General features: G+C 71.4%; 22 protein-coding genes. 15 read left to right on the top strand and 7 right to left on the bottom strand.

Annotated elements, in window-relative coordinates:
* Window positions 1–37 precede the first annotated feature (37 nt).
* The 4 genes from RE421_RS12955 to secA all read left to right on the top strand — a co-directional run bounded on the left by RE421_RS12955 (window position 38) and on the right by secA (window position 5,919).
* On the top strand, window positions 38–895 hold the full coding sequence (locus tag RE421_RS12955; protein WP_309810644.1) for a ComF family protein: 858 nt from the start codon (window positions 38–40) through the stop codon (window positions 893–895).
* A gap of 151 nt (window positions 896–1,046) precedes the next feature.
* Window positions 1,047–1,727, top strand: a complete 681-nt coding sequence (gene hpf, locus RE421_RS12950; RefSeq protein ID WP_309810640.1) for a ribosome hibernation-promoting factor, HPF/YfiA family — start codon at window positions 1,047–1,049, stop codon at window positions 1,725–1,727.
* A 58-nt stretch (window positions 1,728–1,785) separates the two neighbouring features.
* Complete coding sequence (locus RE421_RS12945; protein ID WP_309810637.1) at window positions 1,786–3,054, top strand: DNA glycosylase AlkZ-like family protein; 1,269 nt, start codon at window positions 1,786–1,788, stop codon at window positions 3,052–3,054.
* A gap of 105 nt (window positions 3,055–3,159) precedes the next feature.
* Complete coding sequence (secA, locus tag RE421_RS12940; protein WP_309810634.1) at window positions 3,160–5,919, top strand: preprotein translocase subunit SecA; 2,760 nt, start codon at window positions 3,160–3,162, stop codon at window positions 5,917–5,919.
* Window positions 5,920–5,939: 20 nt separating this feature from the next.
* On the opposite strand, the gene RE421_RS12935 is transcribed toward secA, so the two are convergent.
* A complete protein-coding gene (locus tag RE421_RS12935; protein WP_309810630.1) occupies window positions 5,940–6,494 on the bottom strand; it encodes an Rv3235 family protein in 555 nt (184 codons plus the stop codon).
* Window positions 6,495–6,559: 65 nt separating this feature from the next.
* Window positions 6,560–7,426: a hypothetical protein gene (locus tag RE421_RS12930; RefSeq protein ID WP_309810627.1), complete on the bottom strand. Its 867-nt coding sequence runs from the start codon at window positions 7,424–7,426 to the stop codon at window positions 6,560–6,562.
* 224 nt (window positions 7,427–7,650) lie between these two features.
* Here RE421_RS12930 and RE421_RS12925 point away from each other — a divergent pair, with 224 nt between their 5' ends.
* On the top strand, window positions 7,651–8,214 hold the full coding sequence (locus tag RE421_RS12925; RefSeq protein WP_309810624.1) for a hypothetical protein: 564 nt from the start codon (window positions 7,651–7,653) through the stop codon (window positions 8,212–8,214).
* On the opposite strand, the gene RE421_RS12920 is transcribed toward RE421_RS12925, so the two are convergent.
* Window positions 8,196–8,426 (bottom strand): helix-turn-helix domain-containing protein, encoded by a 231-nt coding sequence (locus RE421_RS12920; RefSeq protein ID WP_309810621.1) that lies wholly within the window; start codon window positions 8,424–8,426, stop codon window positions 8,196–8,198. The genes RE421_RS12925 and RE421_RS12920 overlap by 19 nt on opposite strands.
* Window positions 8,427–8,607: 181 nt before the next feature.
* Here RE421_RS12920 and RE421_RS12915 point away from each other — a divergent pair, with 181 nt between their 5' ends.
* From RE421_RS12915 to RE421_RS12900, 4 genes are all read left to right on the top strand, one after another.
* Window positions 8,608–9,228 carry a flagellar biosynthesis protein FlgA gene (locus RE421_RS12915; RefSeq protein ID WP_309810619.1) on the top strand — a complete coding sequence of 207 codons (621 nt, stop codon included), beginning with the start codon at window positions 8,608–8,610 and terminating at the stop codon, window positions 9,226–9,228.
* An 8-nt stretch (window positions 9,229–9,236) separates the two neighbouring features.
* Window positions 9,237–10,787 carry an ATPase gene (locus RE421_RS12910; RefSeq protein ID WP_309810616.1) on the top strand — a complete coding sequence of 517 codons (1,551 nt, stop codon included), beginning with the start codon at window positions 9,237–9,239 and terminating at the stop codon, window positions 10,785–10,787.
* Window positions 10,788–10,944: 157 nt separating this feature from the next.
* Window positions 10,945–15,873 (top strand): NAD-glutamate dehydrogenase, encoded by a 4,929-nt coding sequence (locus RE421_RS12905; protein WP_309810613.1) that lies wholly within the window; start codon window positions 10,945–10,947, stop codon window positions 15,871–15,873.
* A 9-nt stretch (window positions 15,874–15,882) separates the two neighbouring features.
* Window positions 15,883–17,394 (top strand): histidine kinase N-terminal domain-containing protein, encoded by a 1,512-nt coding sequence (locus RE421_RS12900; RefSeq protein WP_309810610.1) that lies wholly within the window; start codon window positions 15,883–15,885, stop codon window positions 17,392–17,394.
* 68 nt (window positions 17,395–17,462) lie between these two features.
* On the opposite strand, the gene RE421_RS12895 is transcribed toward RE421_RS12900, so the two are convergent.
* Window positions 17,463–17,711 carry a WhiB family transcriptional regulator gene (locus RE421_RS12895; protein WP_010144519.1) on the bottom strand — a complete coding sequence of 83 codons (249 nt, stop codon included), beginning with the start codon at window positions 17,709–17,711 and terminating at the stop codon, window positions 17,463–17,465.
* A 326-nt stretch (window positions 17,712–18,037) separates the two neighbouring features.
* Between RE421_RS12895 and RE421_RS12890 the strand changes: the two genes are divergently transcribed.
* On the top strand, window positions 18,038–18,469 hold the full coding sequence (locus RE421_RS12890) for a hypothetical protein (protein ID WP_309810599.1): 432 nt from the start codon (window positions 18,038–18,040) through the stop codon (window positions 18,467–18,469).
* A gap of 83 nt (window positions 18,470–18,552) precedes the next feature.
* Here RE421_RS12890 and RE421_RS12885 read toward each other — a convergent pair whose 3' ends face one another.
* Window positions 18,553–18,924 carry a DUF1844 domain-containing protein gene (locus RE421_RS12885; protein WP_309810596.1) on the bottom strand — a complete coding sequence of 124 codons (372 nt, stop codon included), beginning with the start codon at window positions 18,922–18,924 and terminating at the stop codon, window positions 18,553–18,555.
* 357 nt (window positions 18,925–19,281) lie between these two features.
* Here RE421_RS12885 and infC point away from each other — a divergent pair, with 357 nt between their 5' ends.
* The 4 genes from infC (at window position 19,282) to RE421_RS12865 (ending at window position 22,042) form a co-directional block, all read left to right on the top strand.
* Window positions 19,282–20,238, top strand: a complete 957-nt coding sequence (gene infC / locus RE421_RS12880; protein WP_396134500.1) for a translation initiation factor IF-3 — start codon at window positions 19,282–19,284, stop codon at window positions 20,236–20,238.
* 122 nt (window positions 20,239–20,360) lie between these two features.
* Entirely contained in the window at window positions 20,361–20,555 is a 195-nt protein-coding gene (gene rpmI / locus RE421_RS12875) for a 50S ribosomal protein L35 (RefSeq protein ID WP_010144525.1), read from the top strand.
* Between the two features lie 88 nt (window positions 20,556–20,643).
* Window positions 20,644–21,030, top strand: a complete 387-nt coding sequence (gene rplT / locus RE421_RS12870; RefSeq protein ID WP_309810586.1) for a 50S ribosomal protein L20 — start codon at window positions 20,644–20,646, stop codon at window positions 21,028–21,030.
* A 55-nt stretch (window positions 21,031–21,085) separates the two neighbouring features.
* The gene (locus RE421_RS12865) at window positions 21,086–22,042 is read left to right on the top strand and encodes an RNA methyltransferase (protein ID WP_309810584.1); all 957 of its coding nucleotides are present in this window, start codon (window positions 21,086–21,088) and stop codon (window positions 22,040–22,042) included.
* 80 nt (window positions 22,043–22,122) lie between these two features.
* Here the strand turns inward: RE421_RS12865 and RE421_RS12860 are convergent, their stop codons facing one another.
* Window positions 22,123–22,392, bottom strand: a complete 270-nt coding sequence (locus tag RE421_RS12860; RefSeq protein ID WP_309810582.1) for a GlsB/YeaQ/YmgE family stress response membrane protein — start codon at window positions 22,390–22,392, stop codon at window positions 22,123–22,125.
* A 138-nt stretch (window positions 22,393–22,530) separates the two neighbouring features.
* Window positions 22,531–23,742 (bottom strand): MFS transporter, encoded by a 1,212-nt coding sequence (locus RE421_RS12855; RefSeq protein ID WP_309810580.1) that lies wholly within the window; start codon window positions 23,740–23,742, stop codon window positions 22,531–22,533.
* A gap of 46 nt (window positions 23,743–23,788) precedes the next feature.
* Here RE421_RS12855 and RE421_RS12850 point away from each other — a divergent pair, with 46 nt between their 5' ends.
* Window positions 23,789–24,214, top strand: a complete 426-nt coding sequence (locus RE421_RS12850) for an NUDIX domain-containing protein (RefSeq protein ID WP_309810576.1) — start codon at window positions 23,789–23,791, stop codon at window positions 24,212–24,214.
* The last annotated feature ends 20 nt before the right edge of the window (window positions 24,215–24,234 follow it).

The following is a 24,234-nucleotide window of genomic DNA, read 5'->3' as shown; positions in this document are numbered from 1 at the left end:
GGAGACTCCCGCCGGGGCACCGGTGCAGACTGGCCCGATGGGTACCAGCCAGCGCCTCGCGAACCTCCTCGACTCCGCCGTGCACACCCCCGCCGCGCGGGGCCTCGCGTCGGCGTCCCGCGAGCTGACCGGGCTGCTCCTGCCCAGCCTCTGCGTCCTGTGCGGCGAGCGGGACGGAGCCGTGTGCCCCGGGTGTGCGCCGCACCTGGCCGCGGACCTGCTGCAGCCGTTCCGGGCAGAACGCGACGCGGCCGCCCTGCCCCTCCGATTCACCCAGCCGGCCCCTGCCCCGGTCCCCGTGGGGGCGGCGGCACGCTACGGTGGCGAGGCGTCCCGGGCGTTGCTGGCGTTCAAGGACCACGGGCGGACCTCGGTGGTGCGGTTCCTGCGGCCGGCCGTGTACCGCGCGCTGGGGTCCGTGCCCGAGCTGCTGGGGATCCAGGGGCCGTTCACCGTGGTGCCGGTCCCGGCCAGCGCCGCCGGTTTCCGGCGCCGGGGCCTCGATCCGGTGGAGGAGTTGCTGGGCGGACCCCTGCCGCCGGGCTGGACGGTCGCGCGTGGCTGGCTGGCGCACCGGCGGCGACCGCTGCTGACGGCGCCGCGTCACCGGACGAGCCACGCCGGGACAGGGTCCCGGCAGCGCCGGTCCGGGTCCCGCGACCGGTTCCGGCCCACCCGACGCCTCGCCGCCGAGGCCGCGGAGGCCGCCCGGAACGGCGGCCGCAGCGTGGTGGTCTTCGACGACGTCATGACCACCGGATCGACCCTCGCGGCCACGTGGCTTGCCCTCGAACACGGGGGGATCAGGCCCGCCGGGGCGGTGGTCCTCGCCGCGGTGACCGCCCCCGGCAGCGTGGGTGATGGGGGTCTTAACTCCGGATGGGGAACGTACTAGGGTGATCCCTACGGAACCCCCGGGGTCCGTATCCGGCGGCAGGAAGGAGGAGTTCTTCCCGCCGCCGATGTGCGTTTAAGGGCGGTCGGTCCACCGGCCCCTGGACGCACGCCACATGTTCGAAAAGCCGTCAGGCTCCTAGGAGGACATCATGACCATGGACGTCAGCTACGTCGCCCGCAACGTCTCCATCCCGGACCGCTTCCGGGACTATGCCCAGGACAAGTTCAGCAAGATCGAGCAGCTGTCCACCCGGGCCCAGAGGCTGGAGATCAAGGTCACCCAGCAGTCCAACCACCGACATTCGGACGAGAAGCTCACGGTGGAGCTGACCGTCCAGGGGAAGGGCAAGGTCATCCGCGCGGAGGCCCAGGCTGATGACAAGTTCGCGGCCTTCGACCTGGCGTTCGGCAAACTCCTGGAGCGGTTGCGGCGGCTGCGCGACCGGCAGAAGGACCGCCACCAGAAGAGGGTGTCCGTGGCGGATGCCACGGCCGTCCTGCCCCCGGTCGAGCCGGGCCAGTCCCTCGTGGAGCAGGTCATGGCCGACCAGGCGGCCCAGGCCCACGCCGAGGAGGACAGCCAGGACGAGGGCCCGGTGCGGATCCGCAAGAAGGTCTTCCCGGCCAGGCCGGTGAGCGTGGATGACGCGGTGGACGCCATGGAACTGGTGGGCCACGACTTCTACCTCTTCATCGACGCGTCCAACGGCCGGCCCTCCGCCGTGTATCGGCGCAAGGGCTGGAGCTACGGCGTCATCACCCTGGACGCCGATCACCCGGACGCCGAGGTCCATGAGGAGGACATCGACTATCGCGCCGCAACAGTCTGAGTCGGCGGCCGCGCGCCGCCCTCAGGGACCGCCCGGCCCCTCGGGGCCGGGCGGTCCCGTGCTCGGATACTCCGAGGCCCGACGCGCCGCCCTCGCGGCGCAGCGACTCCATCGCCGGCGCCCCCCGGGTCCTGCCGGTGCCCGGTCCGTGCGGGCCGTGGCGGACCGGCTCAGCGTGCTGCAGGTGGACTCCGTCAACATCCTGGCCCGGGCCCACTACCTTCCCGTCTACAGCCGGCTGGGGCCCTATGACCAGGCCCTGCTGGACCGGTTGTCCCACCGCAGCCCCCGCAGCTGGACCGAGTACTGGGCCCACGAGGCGTCCCTGGTCCCCACCCGGCTCAGGCCCGCGCTGGTCGCCGTGCAGCGCCGCACGTGGATATCGGCCACGGACGTCGAGGGGGCGCTGCGGGCGGAACTGTCGGCGGGGATCCTGGACCTGCTGGAGAACTCCCGGCCGTTGACGGCACGGCAGGTCGAGGCCCGGCTGGGGGACCACGGCCGGTACGAGGGCCACTGGGGGTGGAATTGGTCCGTGGTTCGGCGCGTCCTCGAGGACCTCTTCGCCTCCGGACGGATCGCCAGCGCGGGCCGCAACGCCCAGTTCGAGCGCCGGTTCTTCCCCGTCTCCCGGCTCACGCAGGACGCGGACACCCCCGAACCCCACGCGGCCGCCGTCGAACTCGTCCGGGCCGCCTCCCGGGCCCTGGGCGTGGCCACGGACACCTCCCTCGCCGACTACTACCGGATCCCGGTCAAGGCGGCGCGGACGGCGGCCCAGGAGCTGGGGCGCGCGGGGGTCCTCGAGCCGGTCCGCCTGCCGGCGCCCGGGGGCAGGACCGTGCCGGCGTGGCGGCATGCCGAGGCCACGGTGCCCCGGACGGCCACCGGCCGTGCGCTCGTGAGCCCCTTCGACCCGCTCGTGTTCCATCGGCCCCGGGTGGAGTCGCTGTTCGGCGTGCGGTACCGGCTGGGGATCTACACCCCGGCCGCGCGGCGGACGAGGGGCTACTACTCGTTGCTGTTCCTCCTGGGGGAGCAGCTGGTCGCCCAGGTCGACCTCAAGGCTGATCGTGCGGCGCGGCTGCTGCTGGTCCGCGGGGTCTGGTCCGAGGACCCGGCGGCGGTCCCCGGAGGGCCGGAGAACGACGGGGGGCCCGCGCGGAATCCGCGGGCCGGCGTCCGGCAGGTGGTCTCCGAGCTGGCCGCGGAACTGGCGGAACTGTCCCGGTGGCTGGTGCTGGAGGAGACGGTGCTGGACGCGGACGCCGAGGGTGACCTGGCACCGGAGCTGCGCCGCACCTTGAGGAAGCTCCCAGTCTTTTGACCGTAGACTGTGCTGGTATCCCTGCGGCCACCGGCCGATCCGGGATTCCAGAGCGCAACGCATACCGACGCACCCGGTGGACCGGGGAACAGGGAGTCAAGGCACGTGGCATCTTTCATCGAACGGATCCTGAAGACCGGGGACAAGAAGGTCCTCAAGCAGCTCAGGGGATTCGCTGACGCCATCAACGTCCTCGAGGACGAGTTCCGCCAGATGACCGACGCCGAGCTACGCGGCGAGACCGAGGTGTTCCGCGAGCGCATCGCCGCCGGCGAATCGCTGGACTCGCTGCTGCCCGAGGCCTTCGCGGCCGTGCGGGAGGCCGCCGGCCGGACCCTGGGCCAGCGCCACTACGACGTCCAGCTGATGGGCGGCGCCGCCCTGCACCTCGGGAACATCGCCGAGATGAAGACCGGTGAGGGCAAGACCCTGGTGGCCACCGCCCCGGCGTACCTCAATGCCCTGAGCGGCAAGGGCGTGCACGTCATCACCGTCAACGACTACCTGGCCAGCTACCAGTCCGAGCTGATGGGCCGCGTGTTCCGCTTCCTGGGCCTGGAGACCGGCGTGATCGTGGCCAACCAGGACCCGGCCACCCGTCGCGCTCAGTACGCCGCGGACATCACGTACGGCACCAACAACGAGTTCGGCTTCGACTACCTGCGGGACAACATGGCGTGGTCCAAGGAGGAGCTCGTCCAGCGCGGACACCACTTCTGCATCGTCGACGAGGTCGACTCCATCCTCATCGACGAGGCCCGCACCCCGCTGATCATCTCCGGTCCGGCCCAGGGCGACGCCTCCCGGTGGTACACCGAGTTCTCCAAGCTGGTCCGCAAGCTGACCCTGGACGAGGACTACGAGGTCGACGAGAAGAAGAAGACGGTCGGCGTGCTCGAGCCGGGCATCGAGAAGACCGAGGACTGGCTCGGCATCACGAACCTCTACGAGTCCGCCAACACGCCGCTGATCCAGTACCTGAACAACGCCATCAAGGCCAAGGAGCTGTTCAAGAAGGACAAGGACTACGTCGTGCTGAACGGCGAGGTCAACATCGTGGACGAGCACACCGGACGCGTGCTGGCCGGACGGCGCTACAACGAGGGCATGCACCAGGCCATCGAGGCCAAGGAGGGGGTGCAGATCAAGGCGGAGAACCAGACCCTGGCCACCGTGACGCTGCAGAACTACTTCCGCCTCTACGAGAAGCTCTCCGGCATGACCGGTACGGCGGAGACCGAGGCCGGCGAGTTCATGTCCACGTACAAGCTCGGCGTGGTGGTGATCCCCTCCAACCGGCCGAAGCAGCGGACGGACCAGACCGACCTGATCTACAAGAACGAGGTCGCCAAGTTCGACGCGGTGGTCAAGGACATCGCCGAGCGGCACGAGGCCGGCCAGCCCGTGCTCGTGGGCACGACCTCGGTGGAGAAGTCCGAGTACCTCTCCAAGCTACTGGCGAAGAACGGCGTCCGGCACGAGGTGCTCAATGCCAAGAACCACGCCCGGGAGGCCGCGATCGTGGCGCAGGCCGGGCGCAAGGGCGCCGTCACGGTGGCCACCAACATGGCCGGCCGCGGCACGGACATCATGCTCGGCGGCAATGCCGAGCACAACGCGGTGGCCGAGATGCAGAAGCGCGGCCTGGACCCGGTGGAGGACGCCGAGAAGTACGAGGAGCTGTGGGACGAGGTCCTGGCCGCGGCCCAGGAGCACGTCAAGAAGGAGCACGAGGAGGTCCTCGAGCTCGGCGGGCTGTACGTGCTCGGCACCGAGCGTCACGAGTCCCGCCGGATCGATAACCAGCTGCGCGGCCGTTCCGGGCGCCAGGGCGATCCCGGCGAGTCGCGGTTCTACCTCTCCCTGACCGATGACCTCATGCGCCTGTTCAACCCGGGCGCGGCTTCCCGCATCATGAACTCCGCCTCGGTCCCCGATGACATGGCCCTGGAGTCGAAGATGGTCTCGGGGGCCATCCAGAACGCCCAGCAGCAGGTGGAGTCGCGCAACACCGAGCAGCGCAAGAACGTGCTGAAGTACGACGACGTGATGAACCGCCAGCGCGAGGCGATCTACACGGACCGTCGCCAGATCCTCGAGGGCGAGGACCTGCAGGAGAAGATCCAGCACTTCCTCGAGGACTCCGTGTCCGCCATGGTGGATGAGGTCACGGCCGTCGGCCACGCCGGCGAATGGGACCTCGACCAGTTGTGGACCGACCTGAAGCAGATGTACCCCGTGGGGGTCTCCGCCGAGGAGGTCGTGGAGGAGGCCGGCGGGACGGCCAAGCTCAAGGGCGAGGATCTCAAGCGGGAGCTCGTCTCCGACGCCAAGCTGGCCTACGAGGACCGCGAGCGGGCCATCGGCTCGGAGTCCCTGCGCGAGTTGGAGCGCCGCGTGGTGCTCTCCGTGATCGGCCGCAAGTGGCAGGAACACCTCTACGAGATGGACTACCTCAAGGAGGGCATCGGCCTGCGGTCCATGGCCCAGCGTGACCCCCTGGTGGAGTACCAGCGTGAGGGGTACCTGATGTTCCAGTCCATGATGGAGGCCATCCGGGAGGAGTCCGTCGGGTACCTGTTCAACCTGGAGGTCCAGACCGCCCCGGCACCGACGTCCCTGCCCGGCGTCCAGGATGCCCGGTCCGCGACCATGACCCCGGTCCTGAATGTCAAAGGCCTGGAGGCCCCGCGCCAGCCGTCCACCCTGCGCTTCTCGGCCCCGTCCGATTCGGGGGACGTCACCACACAGGTGCGCCGTACCGACGGAGGGGCGGGCCAGAACGGTTCCCCGGGGGCCCCGGCGAAGGGCGCCGCGGCCGCATCGTCTGGTGGTGGGCGGAAGTCCCGGAAGAGCCGCCGCTGAGCGCTCGGTGAGCGGTCCGGTCAGCCCAGCTCCAGGGCCGTGACCTTCCACCGCCCGCGGCGCTTCTCGATCCTCAGGGCCATGGCCTTGGCGCGGTCGGGCATCTGGATGGTCGCGCTGGCCTCGTAGACGCCGTCACCGGCCGGGCAGGCCCGGGCGCCGAGCGCCGTGGGCGCCGCGGCGGCCTCTGCGGGGCCGGCCGACCGGATGCGCTGGGCGAGTTCGGAGCGGCGCAGCATCTTGCCGTAGGTGGGCAGGTCAAGCCACGTGGACAGTTGCCGGGCCGGCCGGAGCCCGAGTTCTGCCTCCACGCACGCCAGCGCCACGATCCGCGCCAGTGATCGGACGGCTCGTTCCTCCTCGCGGCGTAGCTCCTGCCGGGCGCGGTCTCCGGCTCCGCGTCCGCCGTCCGGATGCGACCGCGGCGCCCAGGTGGCGTTCGCCCGATCCGAGGAGCGCTTCCGGGGAGTCTGTGTGGTCCCGGCCAGGGGCGGCCGGGACGCGGGGACGGGGGACAGGGTCAGGTCCATGGCCCGTTCCGGGGCCGGGGCTGATGCCGTGGTGAGCAGGGTCATGGTTCCTCCGGTTGTTCACGTGATGGGAAGGCGGTGAGGGAAGCGCTGGCGGATGAGGTGCGGTCCTAGTCGAACGGCGGGGCCGTCAGGACCGTGCCCGGCAGGAGCAGGTCGGCCTCGGCGCCGATGATCGCCCGGTTGTGCTCGTGCCACTGCCGCCAGCGGCGGTCGATCTCCAGGTCTGTCGCAGTGGGTCCCAGCTCGCGGGCGGCGATGTCCCAGAGGCAGTCCCCGTGCCGAACCGAGACGGTCGAGGCGTCGACGGCGGAAGGCCGGGCCGGGCGGGTCGAGTCCGGGGCGGCGGGGGCCGGCGTCCCGGGTGTCCACGTCGGCGTCGGCAGGTCGTCGTCGACGGGGGCGTCGAGGCGCACGGCGGCCAGGGAGCCTGTGGACGAGGCGTCGTCCGCGGCGGACTGCACTGCGGTCGTGAGTGCGGGGCCGGAGCCGGAGACGCCGGGGGCCGGGAGCCAGCCCGGATCAGGCACCACGGACGGTCCGGACGGCGCGGGAACCGTGAGGTCGACCGACGGTCGGGGCTGCTCGAAGCCGGCGGGAACCGCTTCGGCGGCCCAGGCCCCGGGGGCCAACAGGACGTTCACGCCGAGGACCGAGGCGGCCACGCGCCGCAGGAAGGCCGGGGACAGCCCTCGTCCGATGCGGGCCAGGGGGACCGAGCGCCAGCGGGACCCGACGGCGGCCAGGGCGGTGCCCAGCACGGCCACGACCCACCACAACGCGATGATTGCCCCGGCACCGGCGCAGAGGGAGGCCACGGACCGCTCCACGAACTGGAGGCCGCCGCCGGCCGGTGCGCCCGCCAGTGCGGTGGTGCCGAACCACCAGAGCAACGGCCCCGCGGCCGTGCACAGCAGGCTCAGGATCAGGTCCTCGACCCGCAACGGCGGTCGGCGGTCCGCTGGACGTGTGCCCACGATGTGCCCCTCTTCGTCCACGCGGGCTTTTCTGCTGCCCGCGACTCCTGGTGAATGCCTCAAGACAACATCAGGTGCCGTTACGTGTCAAGGGATCAGGATAGAGATGTGGAGATGGCTTCTGATGCTCTTTGAGTCGAATGGATGATGTTAGATGTCGTTTGATGCTCTTCAATGTGCCACGCGGAGGATCGAGATGCCGATCCAGGCTTTAGGCTGTGCCCATGAGGTGGGACGGGCTGTTCGCGGATCTCGAGGCCCAGCTGGCCCACGGCCGGTGGCAGGACACGGAGACCGAGGCCGCGGAACTGACGCGGGGGGAACGGGCCTCCATTGTGCTGGCCGACCGGCTGCGCGGCGCCATCGGAGCGCCGTTGACCGTGATGCTGGAGGACGGCCAGCGCCTTCAGCTGACGGTCTCGACCGTGGGATCGTCCTGGATCGGCGGCTCGGATCGGTCCGGAAGCCTCGTGCTGAACCTCGACGCGGTGGCCGCGATCGACAGCCCGCTGTCCGTCACCACCCCGGAGTCCTCGCCCGGGCGTCGCCACCTGGGGATCGGCTCGCTGTACCGGTCGCTCTCCCGGGCCCGGGCCGGCGTCCTCGTCTCAGGACGGGACGGCCGCGTCCTCGGCGAGGGAACCATCGACCGGGTGGGCCTGGACCACCTGGACCTGGCCGTGCACCCGCGTGACGAGCAGCGGCGCGGTCGCAACGTCCGCGGACTTCGGGTGATCCCGTACGGCGCCATCCACCTGGTGCGTTCGGCTCACACGTCCTCGGCCTGAGGGACGCCGGCCTTCCGCGCTTCGGCCTTGGCCGCCGCCTGGGCGTAGAGGTCCTCGATGTACTCGTCGAGCTTGACCTGCTCCACGCGCCACTGACCGCGTCCGCCGATCTGGATGGCGGGCAGCTCGCCACTGCGCACCAGTGCCCGAGCCTGGGCCATGGAGACCTGGAGCTCCTCGGCGACATCGGTCAGGGTGAGGAAACGCGGCATCGGTCCTCCGGATCGGGTCGGTCAGTGGTCGCCACCATTCTTCCACGGTGGGCAGACCATGGGGCGGTTGTCCACAGGCGCATGTCGACCTCGCCGGGCTTGGATAGTCTGGTGCCGCACGGCGGTGGCGGACGGTCCACCCGGCTGACGAGGGAGAGTGCGCGTGGAGGGGAAGAACACCGTGGAGACACCCCGTCTCGGCAGGCCCGGGTGGCGGGACCCCAGATTGCTGGCCGGGCTGTTGCTGGTGCTGCTGTCCGTGGCAGGGATCGTGGCCCTGGTGCAGTCCCTCGACTCCTCGGACGGCTACTGGGCGGCCGAGCAGGACCTGGTCCCGGGGGAGGTCGTGGAGGCGGACCAGCTGACGGTGGTCCAGGCCCGGCTGGGTGACGCCGCCGACGACTACCTCCCGGCCAGTGAGCCGTTCCCGGACAGCTCCTCCGTGGTGGGTACGGTGCGCCAGGGGGAGCTGCTCCCGGCCGGGGCCGTGGCGGGGGCGGACCCCGAGTCCCGCCAGCCGGTGTCCCTCACGGTGGACGACCCACTGCCGGAGGGCACCGGTGCCGGGGCCCGCGTGGATGTGTGGATCGCCGTCCGTGACGGCAGCCAGGACTACGCCGAGCCCGAGCTGGTGGCCCCGTCGGCGGAATTGGCAGAGGTCGCTGAGGCCGAGGGATCGTTCGGCGCCTCAGGAGGCGTCACCGTGCAGGTCCTGGTGGGACCGGAGCAGTTGCCGCAGGTGCTGGATGCGAAGGGCAACGGCGCCCGCATCAGCGTGGTCCCCTCCCTCGTGGGCCGGTAGGAGGGCGCATGCGCAGAGTCTCGGTGGCCACCACGCTCATGCCCGGCTACGACCACGTGTCCGGGCTCGAACGCCTCCGCGGGCCGGTCACGGTGGTCCGCCGGTGCGAGTCCCTCGCGGAGCTGATCTCGGTGGCCCGCGCCGGTCTGGCCGACGCGGTGCTCGTGGCCGGGGACACGGAACAGCTCACCCTGACCTTCATCGAGTCCCTCGCCGGCGAGGGATGGGGCGGCCGGGCCGTCGCCGTCGTGGCCCTGAGCGACGTGGCCGAGGAACGGGAGCGGCTGGCCCGGCTCGGGGTGCCCGTGGCCTCCCCGGAGGTGAGCCCGCAGGATTTGGCCGGGCTGCTCTCGGACGCCACGGCCCAGGAACCGGCCCGGACGCGGGCCGCCTCCGGTCCCGAGTCACGGACGCGCGGCCGGCGGTCCTCCGCGGACCGGACGCGTGACCGACTGCGCAGCCGCGAGGAGGCGGAGCCGCCCGCCATGCCGGAGCCCGCGAGCGGCCCCGTAACGGCAGCCGGCGCCACGCCGGCCACAGATCCGGCCACAGATCCGGCCGCTGCCGGAGGCCTGGAGACGGACGACGGACCGGGGGCGGCGCGGGCCGCCGGAGACGACGGCGGGACGAGCGGGCATGCGCTCGCCGTCGCAGATCCAGACCCCGGGGCCCCGGCCGAACCGCCCCGGGTCACGGCTGTCTGGGGGCCGGCGGGAAGCCCCGGCCGGACCACTGTGGCCGTGAACCTGGCGGTGGAGCTGGCCCTGTCCGGGCGGAGAACCCTAGTGGTGGACCTCGATACGTACGCCGCCGCGGCGGGAACGCACGTCGCCCTGCTGGAGGAATCGGCCGGCATCGCCCAGGCGTGCCGACTGGCGGACCAGGGCGGGATCACGCCCGAGGGCGTGGATCGCTCGGCCGTCCGGGTCCGGGTGGCCGGGACCACCCTGCAGGTCCTGACCGGGCTGACCCGGGCGGACCGGTGGCCCGAACTGAGGAGGACCGCCCTGGACGACGTCCTGGCGGCGGCCGCCGCCGGTTGGGACGAGGTCGTGGTGGACTGCGGATTCTGCCTGGAGGAGGACGAGGAGCTCAGCTTCGACGTCCCGGCGCCCCAGCGCAACGCGGCCACGCTGGCCGGACTGGCCGCCGCGGACCGCATCATCGCCGTGGGCACCGGGGACCCCGTGGGCCTGCCCCGGCTCATCCACGGTCTGGACGAGCTGGGCCACCACGTGGAGACGGGGAGCGGGACCGTGGTCGAGGTCGTGGTGAACCAGGTCCGGGCAGAGGCCTCCGGAACCGCCCCGCGGTCCCAGATCTCCGGCGTGGTCGAGCGGTTCGGCGGCTCGTGGTCGGTGGCCGCCTTCCTGCCCTGGGACCGTCGATCCCTTGACCGGGCGTTGCTTGGCGGCCAGGTGCTCGCGGAGGCGGCCCCGGCGTCCGCACTGCGGCGGGCCGTGGCCCGCCTGGCCGGCACCGCGGCGGGTGAGGGATCCGCCGTGACGGTGCGGGCCGGCGTCGGGCGCGGGGTCCGCCGGGTGCTCCGCCGGGGCTGAGGGGCCACGCCGCGGTCCGAGGGCACGGCATTCCCGCTTTGACGAGCGGGCCGTTAGGCTCGCACTGGTGGACCGACGACGTTCCACCCACACGGACCAGTCCGGCGCAGCCGGGCGGATCCGGTGCCGTTGCAGCGATGGAAGAGGACACCCCCAGATGTCATCGTCAACTCCCTTGTGGACCGATCAGCAGGCCGCCGGCACCCCGGAGGCCACGGTCGATCTCGAGAGCCTGGCCAGTGCGTACTTCGACCACGTCTCCGACGCCGACCTGGCCGAACTGTCACCGGACTCCCGCCGGGAACTGGTCGCCCGGCACGTGGAGATGGCCCGGGACCGCGGCACCCGCGAGGCCGTCGTCACCGTGACGCCGAGCAGGCCACACGGATTCGTGCAGATCGTCCACGAGGACATGCCCTACCTCGTCGATTCCGTGACCAGTGAGCTGACCCGCCAGGGACATGCCATCCGCATGGTGGCCCACCCCACCGTCATCACGCACCGCGCCAAGGACTCCGGCCACCTCTCGGCGGTCCACCGCGTCCCCACCCAGCAGGGGACCGCCAGTGGCGACACCACGGCGGCGCTCGCCGACCTCGGCCCGCTGGTCGCCGGTGACGGGGCCCGGGCGGGGGTCGAATCCTGGATCGGCATCCAGACGGTCGGACCGATGGACCAGGACGAGGCCGAGCGGCTGGAACACGGGCTCCAGGTGGTCCTCGCGGACGTGCGCGCGGCAATCGCGGACGCGGACCGGATGCGCTCGGCCGCCTTCACCGCGGCCCGGACGCTGGCCCATGACGCCCCGCCGGCCGTGGAGGGCGTGCGGGAGAGCAGCGAGCTGCTGAACTGGATGGAGGACGGCCACTTCACGTTCACCGGCTACCGGGAGTACCTGCTGCACAGCGGCGACAACGGGCAGGTGCTGGTCCCGGTGGAGGACACCGGACTCGGCATCCTGAGGCACCGGCCCACCACGCCGCCGGCACCGCTCTCGATCGCCGGGCGCAACCAGATCGAGCGCCCCATCCCGCTGATCATCACCAAGGCGAACTCCCGGTCCCGCGTGCAGCGCTCCGCCTACATGGACTACGTGGCGGTGAAGACCTACGGCCGCGACGGCAAGGTCACCGGCGAGCGCCGCTTCGTGGGCCTGTGGGACCCCAAGGCCTACTCCGTCTCGCTCGAGGACATCCCGCTGGTGCGGGAGAAGGCCGCCGCCGTGCTGCAGCTGTCCGGGTTCCCGCGGGACTCGCACTCCGGAGCGGAGCTCCAGCAGATCCTCGAGACCTATCCGCGGGACGAGCTGTTCCAGGTGGGGGTGGAGGAGCTGTGGGAGACGTGCCGGCAGATCCTGCAGCTGCAGGAACGCCGCAGGACCCGGTTGTTCCTGCGCCCGGACACCTACGGCCGGTTCATGAACGCCCTCGTGTTCCTGCCCCGGGACCGGTACAACACGGACGTCCGTGGCCGGATCCAGGACGTGTTGCTCGAGGCCCTGGGCGGTGAATCCCTCGATTTCCAGGTCCGGCTCACGGAGTCCGTGCTCGCCCGGCTGTACTTCCGCGTCCGGCTGCCCCGGGAGCGCGAACGCAGCGCCCCCGTGGACGCGAAGGACCTGGAGAGCCGTCTCGTGCGCGCCGTCAGGTCCTGGAAGGAGGGCGTGGACGAACAGGCCGTGGAGGCCTTCGGTACCGACTCGGGGGTGGACGCCGCCCTGTTGTGGGACGAGGCCTTCCCGCCGGCGTACCGCGTCGCCTACGAGATCGACAACGCCTTGGAGGACATCGGCCGCTTCAACGGCCTGCCGGCGGACGGGGCCCCCGTGGTCCACGTGGTCCCCGAGGAGCAGGACGAGCGCTCCCGGATCGCCGAGGAGCAGGTGTCGGACATCAGCATCGGGCGGATGAAGTTCTACTCTGACCGGCCCCGGACCCTCACGGAGATGCTGCCCGTGCTGCAGAACCTCGGGCTGTCCGTGCTGGACGAGCGCCCCTTCGAGGTGGAGCCCGCGGACGGCCGGAAGTTCTACCTCTACGACTTCGCCCTCGGGTACCCCCTCGGCACGGAGAACGAGTCCACGGCCGGCCTGCTGGAGGATGCCGTGGTGGCCGCCTCCACGGGGGTCTCCGAATCGGACCTCCTCGACCGCCTCGTGCTCTTCCAGGGACTCGATGCCCGGACCGTGGGCATGCTCCGGGCGTATGCGCAGTACCTGCGCCAGTTGGGGATGCAGAACTCCTTCGAGTTCATGGCGAATGCGCTGTTGGCCAACGAGACCGTGACGCGGATCCTCATCGACTACTTCTTCACCCGCTTCGATCCCACGGCTCCGCAAGCCACGGACGACGACGGCGCGACAGCAGGCGCGGCGCGGCGCCGGGCGCTGGGGCAGGTTCGCGAACGGGCCGAGGAGGCCCTGGACGCGGTGGCCACACTGGACGCCGAGCGCGTGCTGCGCGGCTTCCTGACGGTCATGGAGGCCACCCAGCGCACCAACTTCTTCCAGGGCCACCGGCGGCTGAGCTTCAAGATCTCCACCGGCGAGATCCCCTTCGCCCCGCAGCCCCGCCCGGCACGGGAGATCTGGGTCTATGACCCGGAGGTCGAGGGGGTGCACCTGCGGTTCGGCCCGATTGCCCGTGGCGGCCTGCGGTGGTCGGACCGCCGCGAGGACTTCCGCACCGAGGTCCTGGGACTGGTCAAGGCGCAGCAGGTCAAGAATGCCGTGATCGTACCCACCGGAGCCAAGGGCGGCTTCTTCGCCAAGCGGCTTCCGGATCCCGCCGCGGACCGGGGCGCCTGGATGGAGGCCGGCCAGCAGGCCTACCGGACGTTCATCCGCGGTCTGCTGGACATCACCGACCAGCAGACCCGGACCCCGGAGGGCACGGTGTTCTCCACCCGGGACCGGATCGTGCGCTACGACGGGGACGACGCCTACCTGGTGGTGGCCGCGGACAAGGGGACGGCGTCCTTCTCGGACACCGCCAACGAGATCTCCGCCGAGTACGACCACTGGCTGGGCGATGCCTTCGCCTCCGGCGGGTCGGTGGGCTACGACCACAAGGCGATGGGCATCACCGCCCGCGGCGCGTGGGAATCCGTGAAGAGCCACTTCGCCTCCCTGGGCCGGGACACCCAGTCCGAGGACGTCGACGTGGTCGGGATCGGGGACATGTCCGGGGACGTCTTCGGCAACGGCATGCTGCTCTCGGAGCACATCCGCCTGGTGGCGGCCTTCAACCACCTGCACATCTTCCTGGATCCGGACCCGGACCCGGCCGCGTCCTTCGCTGAGCGCCAGCGGCTCTTCGGGCTGCCGCGCTCCTCGTGGACCGACTACGACTCCTCGCTCATCAGCGAGGGCGGAGGGGTGTACCACCGCACGGCGAAGTCGGTACCGGTCTCGCCCGAGGTCCGCGCCCTCCTCGAGCTGCCCGAGGACACGGCGGAGCTGACGCCCAACGACCTGCTGAAGGCCATCCTGAAGGCCCCCGTCGACCTGCTCTACAACGGCGGGATCGGAACCTACGTCAAGGGTGAGTCCGAGACCCACGCGGAGGTGGGGGACCGGGCCAACAACGCCATCCGGGTGAACGGCGGGGACCTGCGCACCACCGTGGTGGGGGAGGGCGGCAACCTCGGCTTCACCCAGCGTGGCCGAATCGAGGCCAACCTCTCCGGGGTGCTGATCAACACCGACGCGATCGACAACTCGGCTGGCGTGGACTGCTCGGACCACGAGGTCAACATCAAGATCATGGTCGATCAGCTGGTCGCCACCGGAGAGCTCGAGGCCTCCGAACGCGCCGGACTGCTCGAGTCGATGACGGATGAGGTCGCCGACCTGGTGCTGGCCACGAACGTGGACCAGAACACCCTGTTGCGCAACGACTCGCAGAAGGTCGCCGAGTGGCTGCCGAGCTTCGAGCGCCACATCCGGTGGCTCGTGGAGCACGCCGACCTGGACCGCGAGCTGGAGTACCTGCCCGACGACGACGAGCTCGCGGACCGCAGGCGGGACGGGCGGTCGCTGGCCACCCCTGAACTGGCGGTGCTCGTGGCCTACGCGAAGACCAACCTGACCGAGCAGTTGCTGGATACCACCCTGCCGGACGACCCGTGGTACGACCGAACCCTGGACGCCTACTTCCCCTCCGCCCTGCGGGAACGGTTCGCCGGGCAGATCCAGGACCACCCCCTGCGGCGCGAGATCATCGCGACCCTGGTGGCCAACGACGTGGTCAACACCGGGGGCACGACCTTCGTGTTCCGCGCCATGGAGGAGACGGGGGCGGATGCGGCCACCGTGGTGGCGGCCTACTCCGCCATGAAGGAGATCTACGGCTACGGCGACTACTTCGAATCGATCCGGGCCCTGCCGGCCAGCGTGGACGGCGAGTTCAAGGCACGGGTCTACCTCGACGCCCGGCGCCTGCTGGACCGTGCCGTGCGGTGGCTCGTCAACCACCGGGCTGAGGACGAGGGCATCGGGGCGGTGGTCGAGTCCTACGCGGAGCCGTTGCAGTCCCTCGTGGCGGAGTTGCCGGAGCTGTTGCGCGGCCAGGACGCGGAACGTTACGCCGAGTGGCGGGAGCTCTCCCTTCAGGCCGGCCTGCCCGAGGACCTGGCCAGCCGCCGTTCCGTGCTGTTCGAGTCCTTCGGCCTGCTCGACGTGGTCCGGCTGGCTCGGCAGTCCGGCCGGGACCCGCGGCACGTGGCGGAGGTGTACTTCCGCGTCTACGAGCGCTTCGACGCGGAGGGACTGCTCAACCAGATCACGGACCTGCCCCGCAGCGGCCGCTGGAAGGCGCTCGCCCGGGCCGCCATGCGGGACGACCTCTACGCCCTGCTGCTCAGCGTCACCACGGCGATCCTCGACGGGGACCGCGACGACGGGGACCACGGCAAGGCCGGGACCCCGGGCGACGGGGCGGACCTCGTCGCCGCCTGGGAGGAGGAGAACTCGACCCGGGTGGAACGCGCCCAGGGCTTCCTGGCGGAGGTCCGGGAGTCGGATGCGGACGATCTGGCGGCCTTGTCCGTGGCGTTGCGCCAACTGCGATCGGTCACCGCCCAGTAGAACTGTTGCATGGCCCTGTTCACCGACCCCCTCTACGGCGATCCGGATCTGGCGGACGGTGATGTCGACTGGCTCCATGCGGTGGTCAGCGAATGGCAGCTGATCGCCGACCTGGACTTCGCCGACCTCGTGCTGTGGTATCCGGTCGAGGGCACCCCGACGACCGGCCGGGGTTTCGTGGCCCTGGCCCAGGCGCGGCCGTTCACGGCCCAGACCTCGCTGCACCGCGACATCGTGGGCAGCCGCGTCCGCACGGACCTGAAGTCCCTGGTGGCCCAGACCTGGTCCACGGGGGAGCCGGCCGCCACGGCTCCCTCCGTCCACGGGCCAGACAGCTCCATGCGGGTGACGGTGTGGCCCGTGCGCCGGGGGACCCGGACCATCGGCGTGGTCACGGTGCACCAGAACCTCACGGGGCAGCGCACCCCGTCCCGGCTGGAGCTCGTCTACCGCCAGAGCGCCACCCAGCTGCTGACCATGCTCTCCCGGGGGCAGTGGCCGGACCCGGACGACCCGGGCGGGGGCTCCCCCCGCGGGGCACCCCGCGTGGGCGACGGGGTGCTGCGGCTGCGGGCGGACGGGACGGTGGACTTCGCGACCCCGAATGCGGTGTCCGCCTTCCGCCGCCTCGGCGAGACGGAATCCCTGGAGGGGCGGTCCCTGGCGAGGATCGTCACGGACCTGCAGGACGAGCGGCGGCCCGTGGACGAGTCGCTGCCGCTGGTGCTGACGGGCAAGGCGGCGGCCCGGGCCGAGTTGGACGTCCGCTCGGTCAACCTCACCCTGCACACCGTGCCCCTGCGCAATGATGAGGGACGCTTCGGCGCGCTCGTGCTGCTGCGCGACGTCACGGAGCTGCGCCGACGCGAACAACAGCTCATCGGCAAGGACGCCACCATCCGGGAGATCCACCACCGGGTGAAGAACAACCTGCAGACGGTGGGCTCACTGCTGCGGATGCAGTCGCGGCGCATGCACTCGGAGGAGGCCAAGAAGGGGCTGGAGCAGGCGATGCGCCGGGTGGACACGATCGCCCTGGTCCACGAGACCCTGTCCCGGGGACTCGACCAGCACGTGGACATGGACGGGCTGCTGGGCCGCCAGTTCCGGCTGGCGGTGGAGGTGGCCGGGGACGGCCGCGAGGTCAGCACCGAGTTCGGGGGCGGGTTCGGGGAGCTGCCCTCGGACCTGGCCACCCCGATGGCCCTGGTCATCAACGAGCTCGCCATGAACGCCGTGGAGCACGGCACGGGAGCGGCGGGTGGCCATGTGGGACTGGTGGCCCGGCGGACGCACACCCCGGCCGGGGAGCGGCTCGAGGTGCGCCTGTGGGACACCGGTGCGGAGCCGCACCGGGGCGAGCGGGCCGACGTCGTGCCGGAACCGGGGCAGAGCCCCGGACTGGGCCTGCGCATCGTCCGCAACCTCGTGACCGGCGACCTGCGCGGCACCATCGGCTGGATGGCGCGGCCGGACGGGGGGACCGAGGTCCTGATCCTCGCCCCCGTGCCGGACTACTGACGTCTGCGGAGACGGGACAGGCCCCGACCCGCATCGGGTCGGGGCCTGTCACCGGCCGGCGGAGTGCCCTACGAGGCGCGGCGCGCCCGGGCGGCGCGCCGCTTGAGGGCGCGGCGCTCATCCTCGCTCATGCCGCCCCAGACGCCCGAGTCCTGGCCGGACTCGATCGCCCACTGCAGGCAGGTGTCCACGACCTCACAGGTGCGGCAGACAGCCTTGGCCTCCTCGATCTGGAGCAGGGCCGGACCCGTGTTCCCCACCGGGAAGAAAAGCTCCGGGTCCTTGTCCAGGCATGCTGCCCGGCTACGCCAATCCATGCTGATCGCTCACTCCTTCAATGCCGGGCACACGGGTTGCCCCGGCAAACCTGTCTAGGGTCGTCGGACGGTAGTCCTGAAACGGGGGCGGCTCGGACGGCACGTGGCCGTAGGCAACAAAAAAGGGCCGTTGCGACGACCCCCGCTGAACTTCGTGAAATATCTTTTCATGTCAGGTGTGACTAAACAAGGGGTCCGGCGCATTATGTGGCCGTTATCATACAGGGCCGATCCCCGGGGGTGTTGCGTCCCGTAGACTATGGCGGCCCGCCGTGACCACTGTCAAGGGGGCCAGAACTCCACCCGACCACCAGGAAGTCCGCCCCGTGTCCACCTCCTCCCGTCAGCCCGCCGCCGGGTCTCCTCACCCCCACACGGGCAGGTCCCGTCCTCCGGCCGTGATGGCGCTGACCGGCGTCCTGCTCCTGCAGGCCCTCGCCGTGCTGGGGACCGCCGTGGGTTCGGTCCTGGCCATCGGCACCGGTGCTCTGGGGGTCGGCGCCCAGATCTTCCTGGCGGTCCTGTTCGTCCTGGCGGGGGTGTGGATCGGGGCCACTGGCCTCGGCCTATGGATCGGGCGGCCCTGGACCCGGGCCGCCGTGGTGGTGATCGAGCTGTTCGCGGTGATCCTGTCCATCAACTTCTTCACCGGGGGGAGCCCGGCCACCGGCCTGGCGTTCCTGCTGCCGGCCGCCGCGGCGCTGCTGCTGATGTTCACCCGCCAGGTGGCCGAGCACCTGGCCGGCCTGGACCACTGAAAAGGCCTGGACCACAGAAATGGGCTCGGCCCCGTCCGAAGACGGGGCCGAGCCCTTCCGTGCGGCGCGGCGTGGCGCGGAGGTCAGTTCACGGCGCCGGTGTACTTCTCTCCCGGACCCTGGCCCGGTGCGTCCGGGAAGGACGAGGCCTCACGGAAGGCGAGCTGCAGGGAGCGCAGCCCGTCGCGCAACGGGCCGGCGTGCTGGCTGCCGATCTCCGGTGCCGCGGAGGTGACGAGCCCGGCCAGGGCCGTGATGAGCTTGCGGGCCTCGTCGAGGTCGATGAGCTCCTCGGCGTTGGGCATGTCGGCCAGGCCGACCTTGACGGCCGAGGCGGTCATGAGGTGCACGGCGGCCGTGTTGATGAGTTCCACGGCCGGGACCTCATGGATTTCCCGGACCCGGTCGCTGACGGGATCGTCCGTGGGGGAGGGATGCTGCTGTTCGTCATTCATGCTGGTAAGCTTGTCACAGACCAGCTGGGTCCGTTCCCGTTTCCGCCCGCAAGCGAGTGTGAGATGGATGACGGATCCGGCCATCAAGTGGAGGCCTTCTCCCACCCGCGTCAGCAGGATGTCCGTTCTCGAACGGACCGAGTTGCCGGGTCACCGGTCACGCTGGCCCTTGGGGTCGGCTGATCGATGGGTCGGCGGATCGTTCCGCCGGTCAGGCCTCCGTCAGCGTTGAGCACGGAGGCTTTTCTCGTTTCCGGGCCCGGCGCAGGGGCGGCCGGGGAGGGCGGCCTCGCAACCGAAGATCCCGAACACAGGAGTTGCAAGATCAGCGAGCCAAGAATCAACGAACGGATCCGCGTGCCCGAGGTGCGCCTGGTCGGCCCCCAGGGCGAGCAGGTGGGAATCGTGCGCATCGAGGATGCGCTGCGTCTAGCTGCCGAGGCCGATCTGGACCTTGTTGAAGTGGCCCCCACGGCCAAGCCGCCGGTCTGCAAGCTGATGGACTTCGGCAAGTGGAAGTACGAGGCCGCGGTCAAGGCCCGCGAGGCGCGGAAGAACCAGACCAACACGATCCTCAAGGAAGTCCGCTTCCGCCTGAAGATCGACAAGCACGACTACGAGACCAAGACCGGGCACGCCCGGAAGTTCCTCACGGCGGGGGACAAGGTCAAGGCCATGATCCAGTTCCGCGGCCGTGAGCAGCAGCGCCCCGAGCTGGGCATCCGCCTGCTGGAGAAGTTCGCCGAGGACGTGGCGGATGTGGGCATGGTCGAGTCGAGCCCCCGTCAGGACGGGCGCAACATGGTCATGGTGATCGGCCCCCTGAAGAACAAGGCCGAGGCCCGTGCCGAGGCCCGCAAGCAGCAGGACCCGAAGCCCGAGCGCGTCGGCTCCCGCCGTGACGTGGCGGCCCGCGAGGCCAAGGAGAAGATCGCCGAGGACACCTCCTCGGCGCCGCTGTCCAGCACCATGTCGGATGCCATGCCGGAGGAACTGAAGAAGCTGGCGCAGTCCGGTGACTCTGCCCCCACGGAGAAGGCGCCGGTGGCTGAGTCGGCGGCGGCGTCCACTCCGCGCGCCGAGGAGGCCGAGCCCGCCACGCCGGCGGCCGCTCCGAAGACGGCTGCTCCGAAGGCAGCTGCCAAGCCGGCAGCCGCCCCCAAGCCCGCTGCGTCGGCCAAGCCGGCCGCAGCACCGAAGCCTGCGGCTGCCAAGCCGGCCGGGGCGCCCAAGCCGGGCGCGCCGAAGCCGTCCGCGGCCCCCAAGCCCGGTGGGGCCCCGAAGCCGGGTCCCAAGCCGGGCGGGAGCAAGTAGGCCAGCACCACCCTTCCGTACCGGAGACCGGTACGGACCAGATCGGCCCCGCCCTCCAGCGAGGTCCACGTAGCACTGTCCGCTCCCGAGGCGGACAGCCGAGATGAAGGAGAACGGCAGCCATGCCGAAGATGAAGACCCACAGCGGAGCCAAGAAGCGCTTCCGCGTGACCGGCTCGGGCAAGCTGATGCGTCAGCAGGCCAACCGCCGCCACTACCTGGAGCACAAGCCCTCCACGCTGACCCGCCGTCTGGCCTCCGATCAGCTGGTGTCCAAGTCCAGCGTCAAGACCATCAAGCGGATGCTGGGCATCTGACATTCCCCGTGGCCCCCAGGGCCGCACACAGCTAGCCGCCGCGGCCGGAGAGAATCCGTGGCCGGCACCGATTCGAAGGAGTACGCACGTGGCACGTGTGAAGCGGGCAGTCAACGCCCACAAGAAGCGCCGGGTGGTCCTTGACCGCGCGGCAGGTTACCGCGGACAGCGTTCCCGCCTTTACCGCAAGGCCAAGGAACAGCTGCTGCACTCGTACGTCTACAACTACCAGCACCGCAAGAAGCGCAAGGGCGACTTCCGCCGCCTGTGGATCACCCGCATCAACGCGGCCTCCCGCGCCAACGGCATGACCTACAACCGCTTCATGCAGGGCCTGAAGCTGGCCGGCATCGAGGTCGACCGCCGCATGCTGGCCGAGCTGGCCGTGACGGATGCCGCCGCGTTCACCGCCCTGGTGACGGCCTCCCGCGAGGCCCTGCCGGCGGACGTCAACGCCCCGGTCGCCGCGAAGTAAGCACGCGCATCCACGGGCGGTGCCGCCGCACCGGCAGGGCCGCCCACGGAAGACCATGAACGAGCGCCCCGAACAGGACGTGATGACCAACCCCCGGGCAGACCGGGTGCGGAAGGTCGCACGCCTGGCGGGGCGCTCGTCGCGTCTGCGGGAGGGCTTGTTCCTGGCCGAGGGGCCACAGCCCGCCCGGGAGGCGCTGCGGGCCCACCTGGGGCTGACCGGTCCCGGCCCGGAGCGCGACGCCGGCCCCGCGCCTGACGATGCCGGCCCGCCCGCCGCTGGGAACGGCCCGGACGGACCTGCGGTCCAGTGGATCCCCGGGCGGGTCGTCGACTCCGTCTACGTCTCCCCGCGGGTGGCCGAGCGCGACCCGGAGCTCGCCGACCTGGTCCGGCGAGCCGGCGAGCGTGGCGTGAGCGTCCGGCTGGCGACGGACGAGGTGCTGGACGCCATGGCCGATGCCGTCACGGGACAGGGCATCATCGCCGTGTGCCGCATCCCCGAGACCCGCGCCGGCTCCGTCTGGGCCGGCCTGGCGGCTCCCCGGCTGGTGGCGGTCCTGTGCCGGGTCCAGGATCCGGGCAACGCGGGCACCATCCTCCGGGCCGCCGATGCCTCGGGCGCCGATGCGGTGGTGCTGACCGCCGGGTCCGTGGACGTGTTCAACCCCAAGGTTGTGCGGTCCACCGCGGGCTCGCTGTTCCACGTCCCGCTCGTGACCTCGGCGGACGCCACCGGGACGGCGCAGCTGCTCCGCGGGCGGGGCGTGACGGTGCTGGCCGCGGACGGCTACGGGTCCGTGCGGCTGGACCGGCCGCCGTCGGGCCTGCTGTCCGCCCCCACCGCGTGGCTGTTCGGCAACGAGGCCCAGGGGTTGTCCCCAGTGGAACGGGAGCTGGCCGCCGAGCGGGTGGCGGTGCCGCTGTACGGCCGGGCGGAGTCGCTCAACGTGGCCACGGCGGCCACGGTCTGCCTCTATGCCTCGGCCATGGCCCGGCACGCGGGCGCCTGACCCGCCCCCAGACGTGGCAGGGCGCCCCCGCGGAGGGGGCGCCCTGGGTGTTCACGCCCGCGTGCTCACCGGCTCGCGGCTCAGGCGCTCTTGGCCTTCCGGCCGGTGATGGCCTGCCAGACGAACGCGACGATCACGCCGCCGATGATGGCGAAGATCCAGGTGCCGAAGCTCCAGAACTCGTCCATGGCGCCGACGCCGAGCAGGCTCGCGATCCAGCCGCCCAGGACGGCACCGATGAGGCCGGTGATGAGGGCGCCGATCCAGCCGCTGCCCTGCTTGCCGGGAAGAATGAGCCGGGCGATGGCGCCGGCGATGAGTCCGAGGATGATCCAGCTGATGAAGCCCATGATGACTACCCCTTCGTGTTCGTGTTCTCATTCCGATGCGGATACGGACAGTGTCCGTCCGCGGCGAGCCCTAGTCCACTGGTGGTGGACGACGATCGGGCCGCACCTGGGCACAACATAGCAAGCCGGCAGGAGATTTCAGGGACGTGGGGGGCGTAGCAGGGCCAGGGACAGCACCAGGCCGACGCCGGCCAGGGCAGCGCCGGCGCCTGCCGGCACCTGGAGGGCGAACCCGGCCTGGATGACGGCGGCCCCCACCCAGGCGCCCATCGCGTTGGCCAGGTTCAGTGCGGAGTGGTTGAGGGCACCGGACAGTTGCGGTGCCTGCGGCGCGGCGTCCACGAGCAGCACCTGGAGGGACGGGACGAGGGCGGACGCGGCCGCGGCGGCGGCGAGCAGGGGGACGACGGCCACCATCCACCACTGCGCCGTCAGGCTGAAGCAGGCCAGGGAGGCGGCGACGACCCCGAGCATCCACTGCAGCGTGCGCCGGGCAGAGCGGTCGGACAGGGTGCCCCCGGCGAGGGTGCCCACCACCATGCCGACGCCGTAGAGGCCCATCAGGAGGGGGACCAGTTGCGGCGGCATGCCCCCGACCTCCGTGAAGACGGGCGCGATGTAGGTGTACAGGGCGAACATGCCGGCGAAGCCGATGGTGCCGACCAGGATGGCCCGCCACAGGGCCGGGGACCTCAGGGCCGTGAGTTCGCTGCGCACCGAGGCACCCCGCGGCGCGGGCACGGACGGGACCAGCCAGGCGACGGCGGCCATCGTGGCGATGCCGAAGACGCCCGTGACGATGAACATCCACCGCCAGCCCTGGCTCTGCCCGAGCCACGTGGCCAGCGGGACACCGAGGAGGTTGGCCACCGAGAGCCCGGACATCACCCAGGCGATGGCCTGGCCGCGGCGGGCGGGTCCCGCCAGGTGGGCGGCGGCGAGGGCGGCCGCCGAGAAGTAGGCGCCGTGCGGCAGGCCGGAGACGAACCGCGCGATGAGCATGGTGTTGAAGTCCGGGGCCAGCAGGCCGGCGCCGTGCCCGAGCACGAACAGCCCCATCAGCCACAGGGCGGAGGTTCGTCGGTCGATGCGGGCCATGCCGGCGGCCAGCAGCGGGGCGCCGACCACCACGCCGAGCGCATAGGCCGAGATGAGGATGCCGCCGGCGGGCAGGCTCACGTCCAGCTCGGCGACCGCCTGGGGGAGCAGCCCCATGATGGCGAACTCGGTGGTGCCGATGGCGAATCCGCCCAGGGCGAGGGCCACGATGCCCGGGAGCATGGCACGGTTCCGCGGCGTGGCGGTGGGAGAGGCGGTGGGAGAGGGGGCGTCATCAGCGGGGTCCGGCACTGATCCAGACTACGGGCCTCCGGCGCGGTCGGTAGGATCGGGGGCCATGAGCAGCATCACCCCGGTGGTCGGCGCCGCGATCCTGGACGACCTGGCGGAGCCCCGGGCGTTGCTGATCGGACGCCGCAGCGCCCCGGCGTCCCTGGCCGGCCTGTGGGAGTTCCCGGGCGGCAAGGTGGAGCCGGGGGAGGACGCCCGTGACGCCCTCGTGCGCGAGGTGCACGAGGAGCTCGGCGTGCGGATCCGCCTGGACCGGGAGGTGGCGGCCGATCGCCCCGAGGGCTGGCTGCTGGGCAACGGGGCCAGGATGCAGGTCTTCACGGCCGTGATCGTCAGCGGCCGCCCGGAACCCCTCCAGGACCACGACCTGCTGGTCTGGCGCGCCCTCGAGAAGCCCGCCCTCCAGGAGCTGGACTGGATCCCCGCGGACCGGCCGATCGTGGACGCCCTCGTGGAGATGCTGCGGCCCTGAACGGCCCGCACCGGTGGGGC

Origin of the sequence: Citricoccus sp. I39-566 (genome assembly GCF_031432995.1) — a bacterium.
GTDB lineage: Bacteria > Actinomycetota > Actinomycetes > Actinomycetales > Micrococcaceae > Citricoccus > Citricoccus nitrophenolicus_A.
This window is presented reverse-complemented; position numbering and strand designations above follow the sequence as displayed.

Bases quoted from the DNA above. Each gene is read 5' to 3' on its own strand.
- RE421_RS12955 (WP_309810644.1), top strand. From the start codon at position 38: ATGGGTACCAGCCAGCGCCTCGCGAACCTCCTCGACTCCGCCGTGCAC.
- hpf (WP_309810640.1), top strand. From the start codon at position 1,047: ATGACCATGGACGTCAGCTACGTCGCCCGCAACGTCTCCATCCCGGAC.
- RE421_RS12935 (WP_309810630.1), bottom strand. From the start codon at position 6,494: ATGACCCTGCTCACCACGGCATCAGCCCCGGCCCCGGAACGGGCCATG.
- RE421_RS12925 (WP_309810624.1), top strand. From the start codon at position 7,651: ATGAGGTGGGACGGGCTGTTCGCGGATCTCGAGGCCCAGCTGGCCCAC.
- RE421_RS12920 (WP_309810621.1), bottom strand. From the start codon at position 8,426: ATGCCGCGTTTCCTCACCCTGACCGATGTCGCCGAGGAGCTCCAGGTC.
- RE421_RS12910 (WP_309810616.1), top strand. From the start codon at position 9,237: ATGCGCAGAGTCTCGGTGGCCACCACGCTCATGCCCGGCTACGACCAC.
- RE421_RS12905 (WP_309810613.1), top strand. From the start codon at position 10,945: ATGTCATCGTCAACTCCCTTGTGGACCGATCAGCAGGCCGCCGGCACC.
- RE421_RS12900 (WP_309810610.1), top strand. From the start codon at position 15,883: ATGGCCCTGTTCACCGACCCCCTCTACGGCGATCCGGATCTGGCGGAC.
- RE421_RS12895 (WP_010144519.1), bottom strand. From the start codon at position 17,711: ATGGATTGGCGTAGCCGGGCAGCATGCCTGGACAAGGACCCGGAGCTT.
- RE421_RS12885 (WP_309810596.1), bottom strand. From the start codon at position 18,924: ATGAATGACGAACAGCAGCATCCCTCCCCCACGGACGATCCCGTCAGC.
- rpmI (WP_010144525.1), top strand. From the start codon at position 20,361: ATGCCGAAGATGAAGACCCACAGCGGAGCCAAGAAGCGCTTCCGCGTG.
- RE421_RS12865 (WP_309810584.1), top strand. From the start codon at position 21,086: ATGAACGAGCGCCCCGAACAGGACGTGATGACCAACCCCCGGGCAGAC.
- RE421_RS12860 (WP_309810582.1), bottom strand. From the start codon at position 22,392: ATGGGCTTCATCAGCTGGATCATCCTCGGACTCATCGCCGGCGCCATC.
- RE421_RS12850 (WP_309810576.1), top strand. From the start codon at position 23,789: ATGAGCAGCATCACCCCGGTGGTCGGCGCCGCGATCCTGGACGACCTG.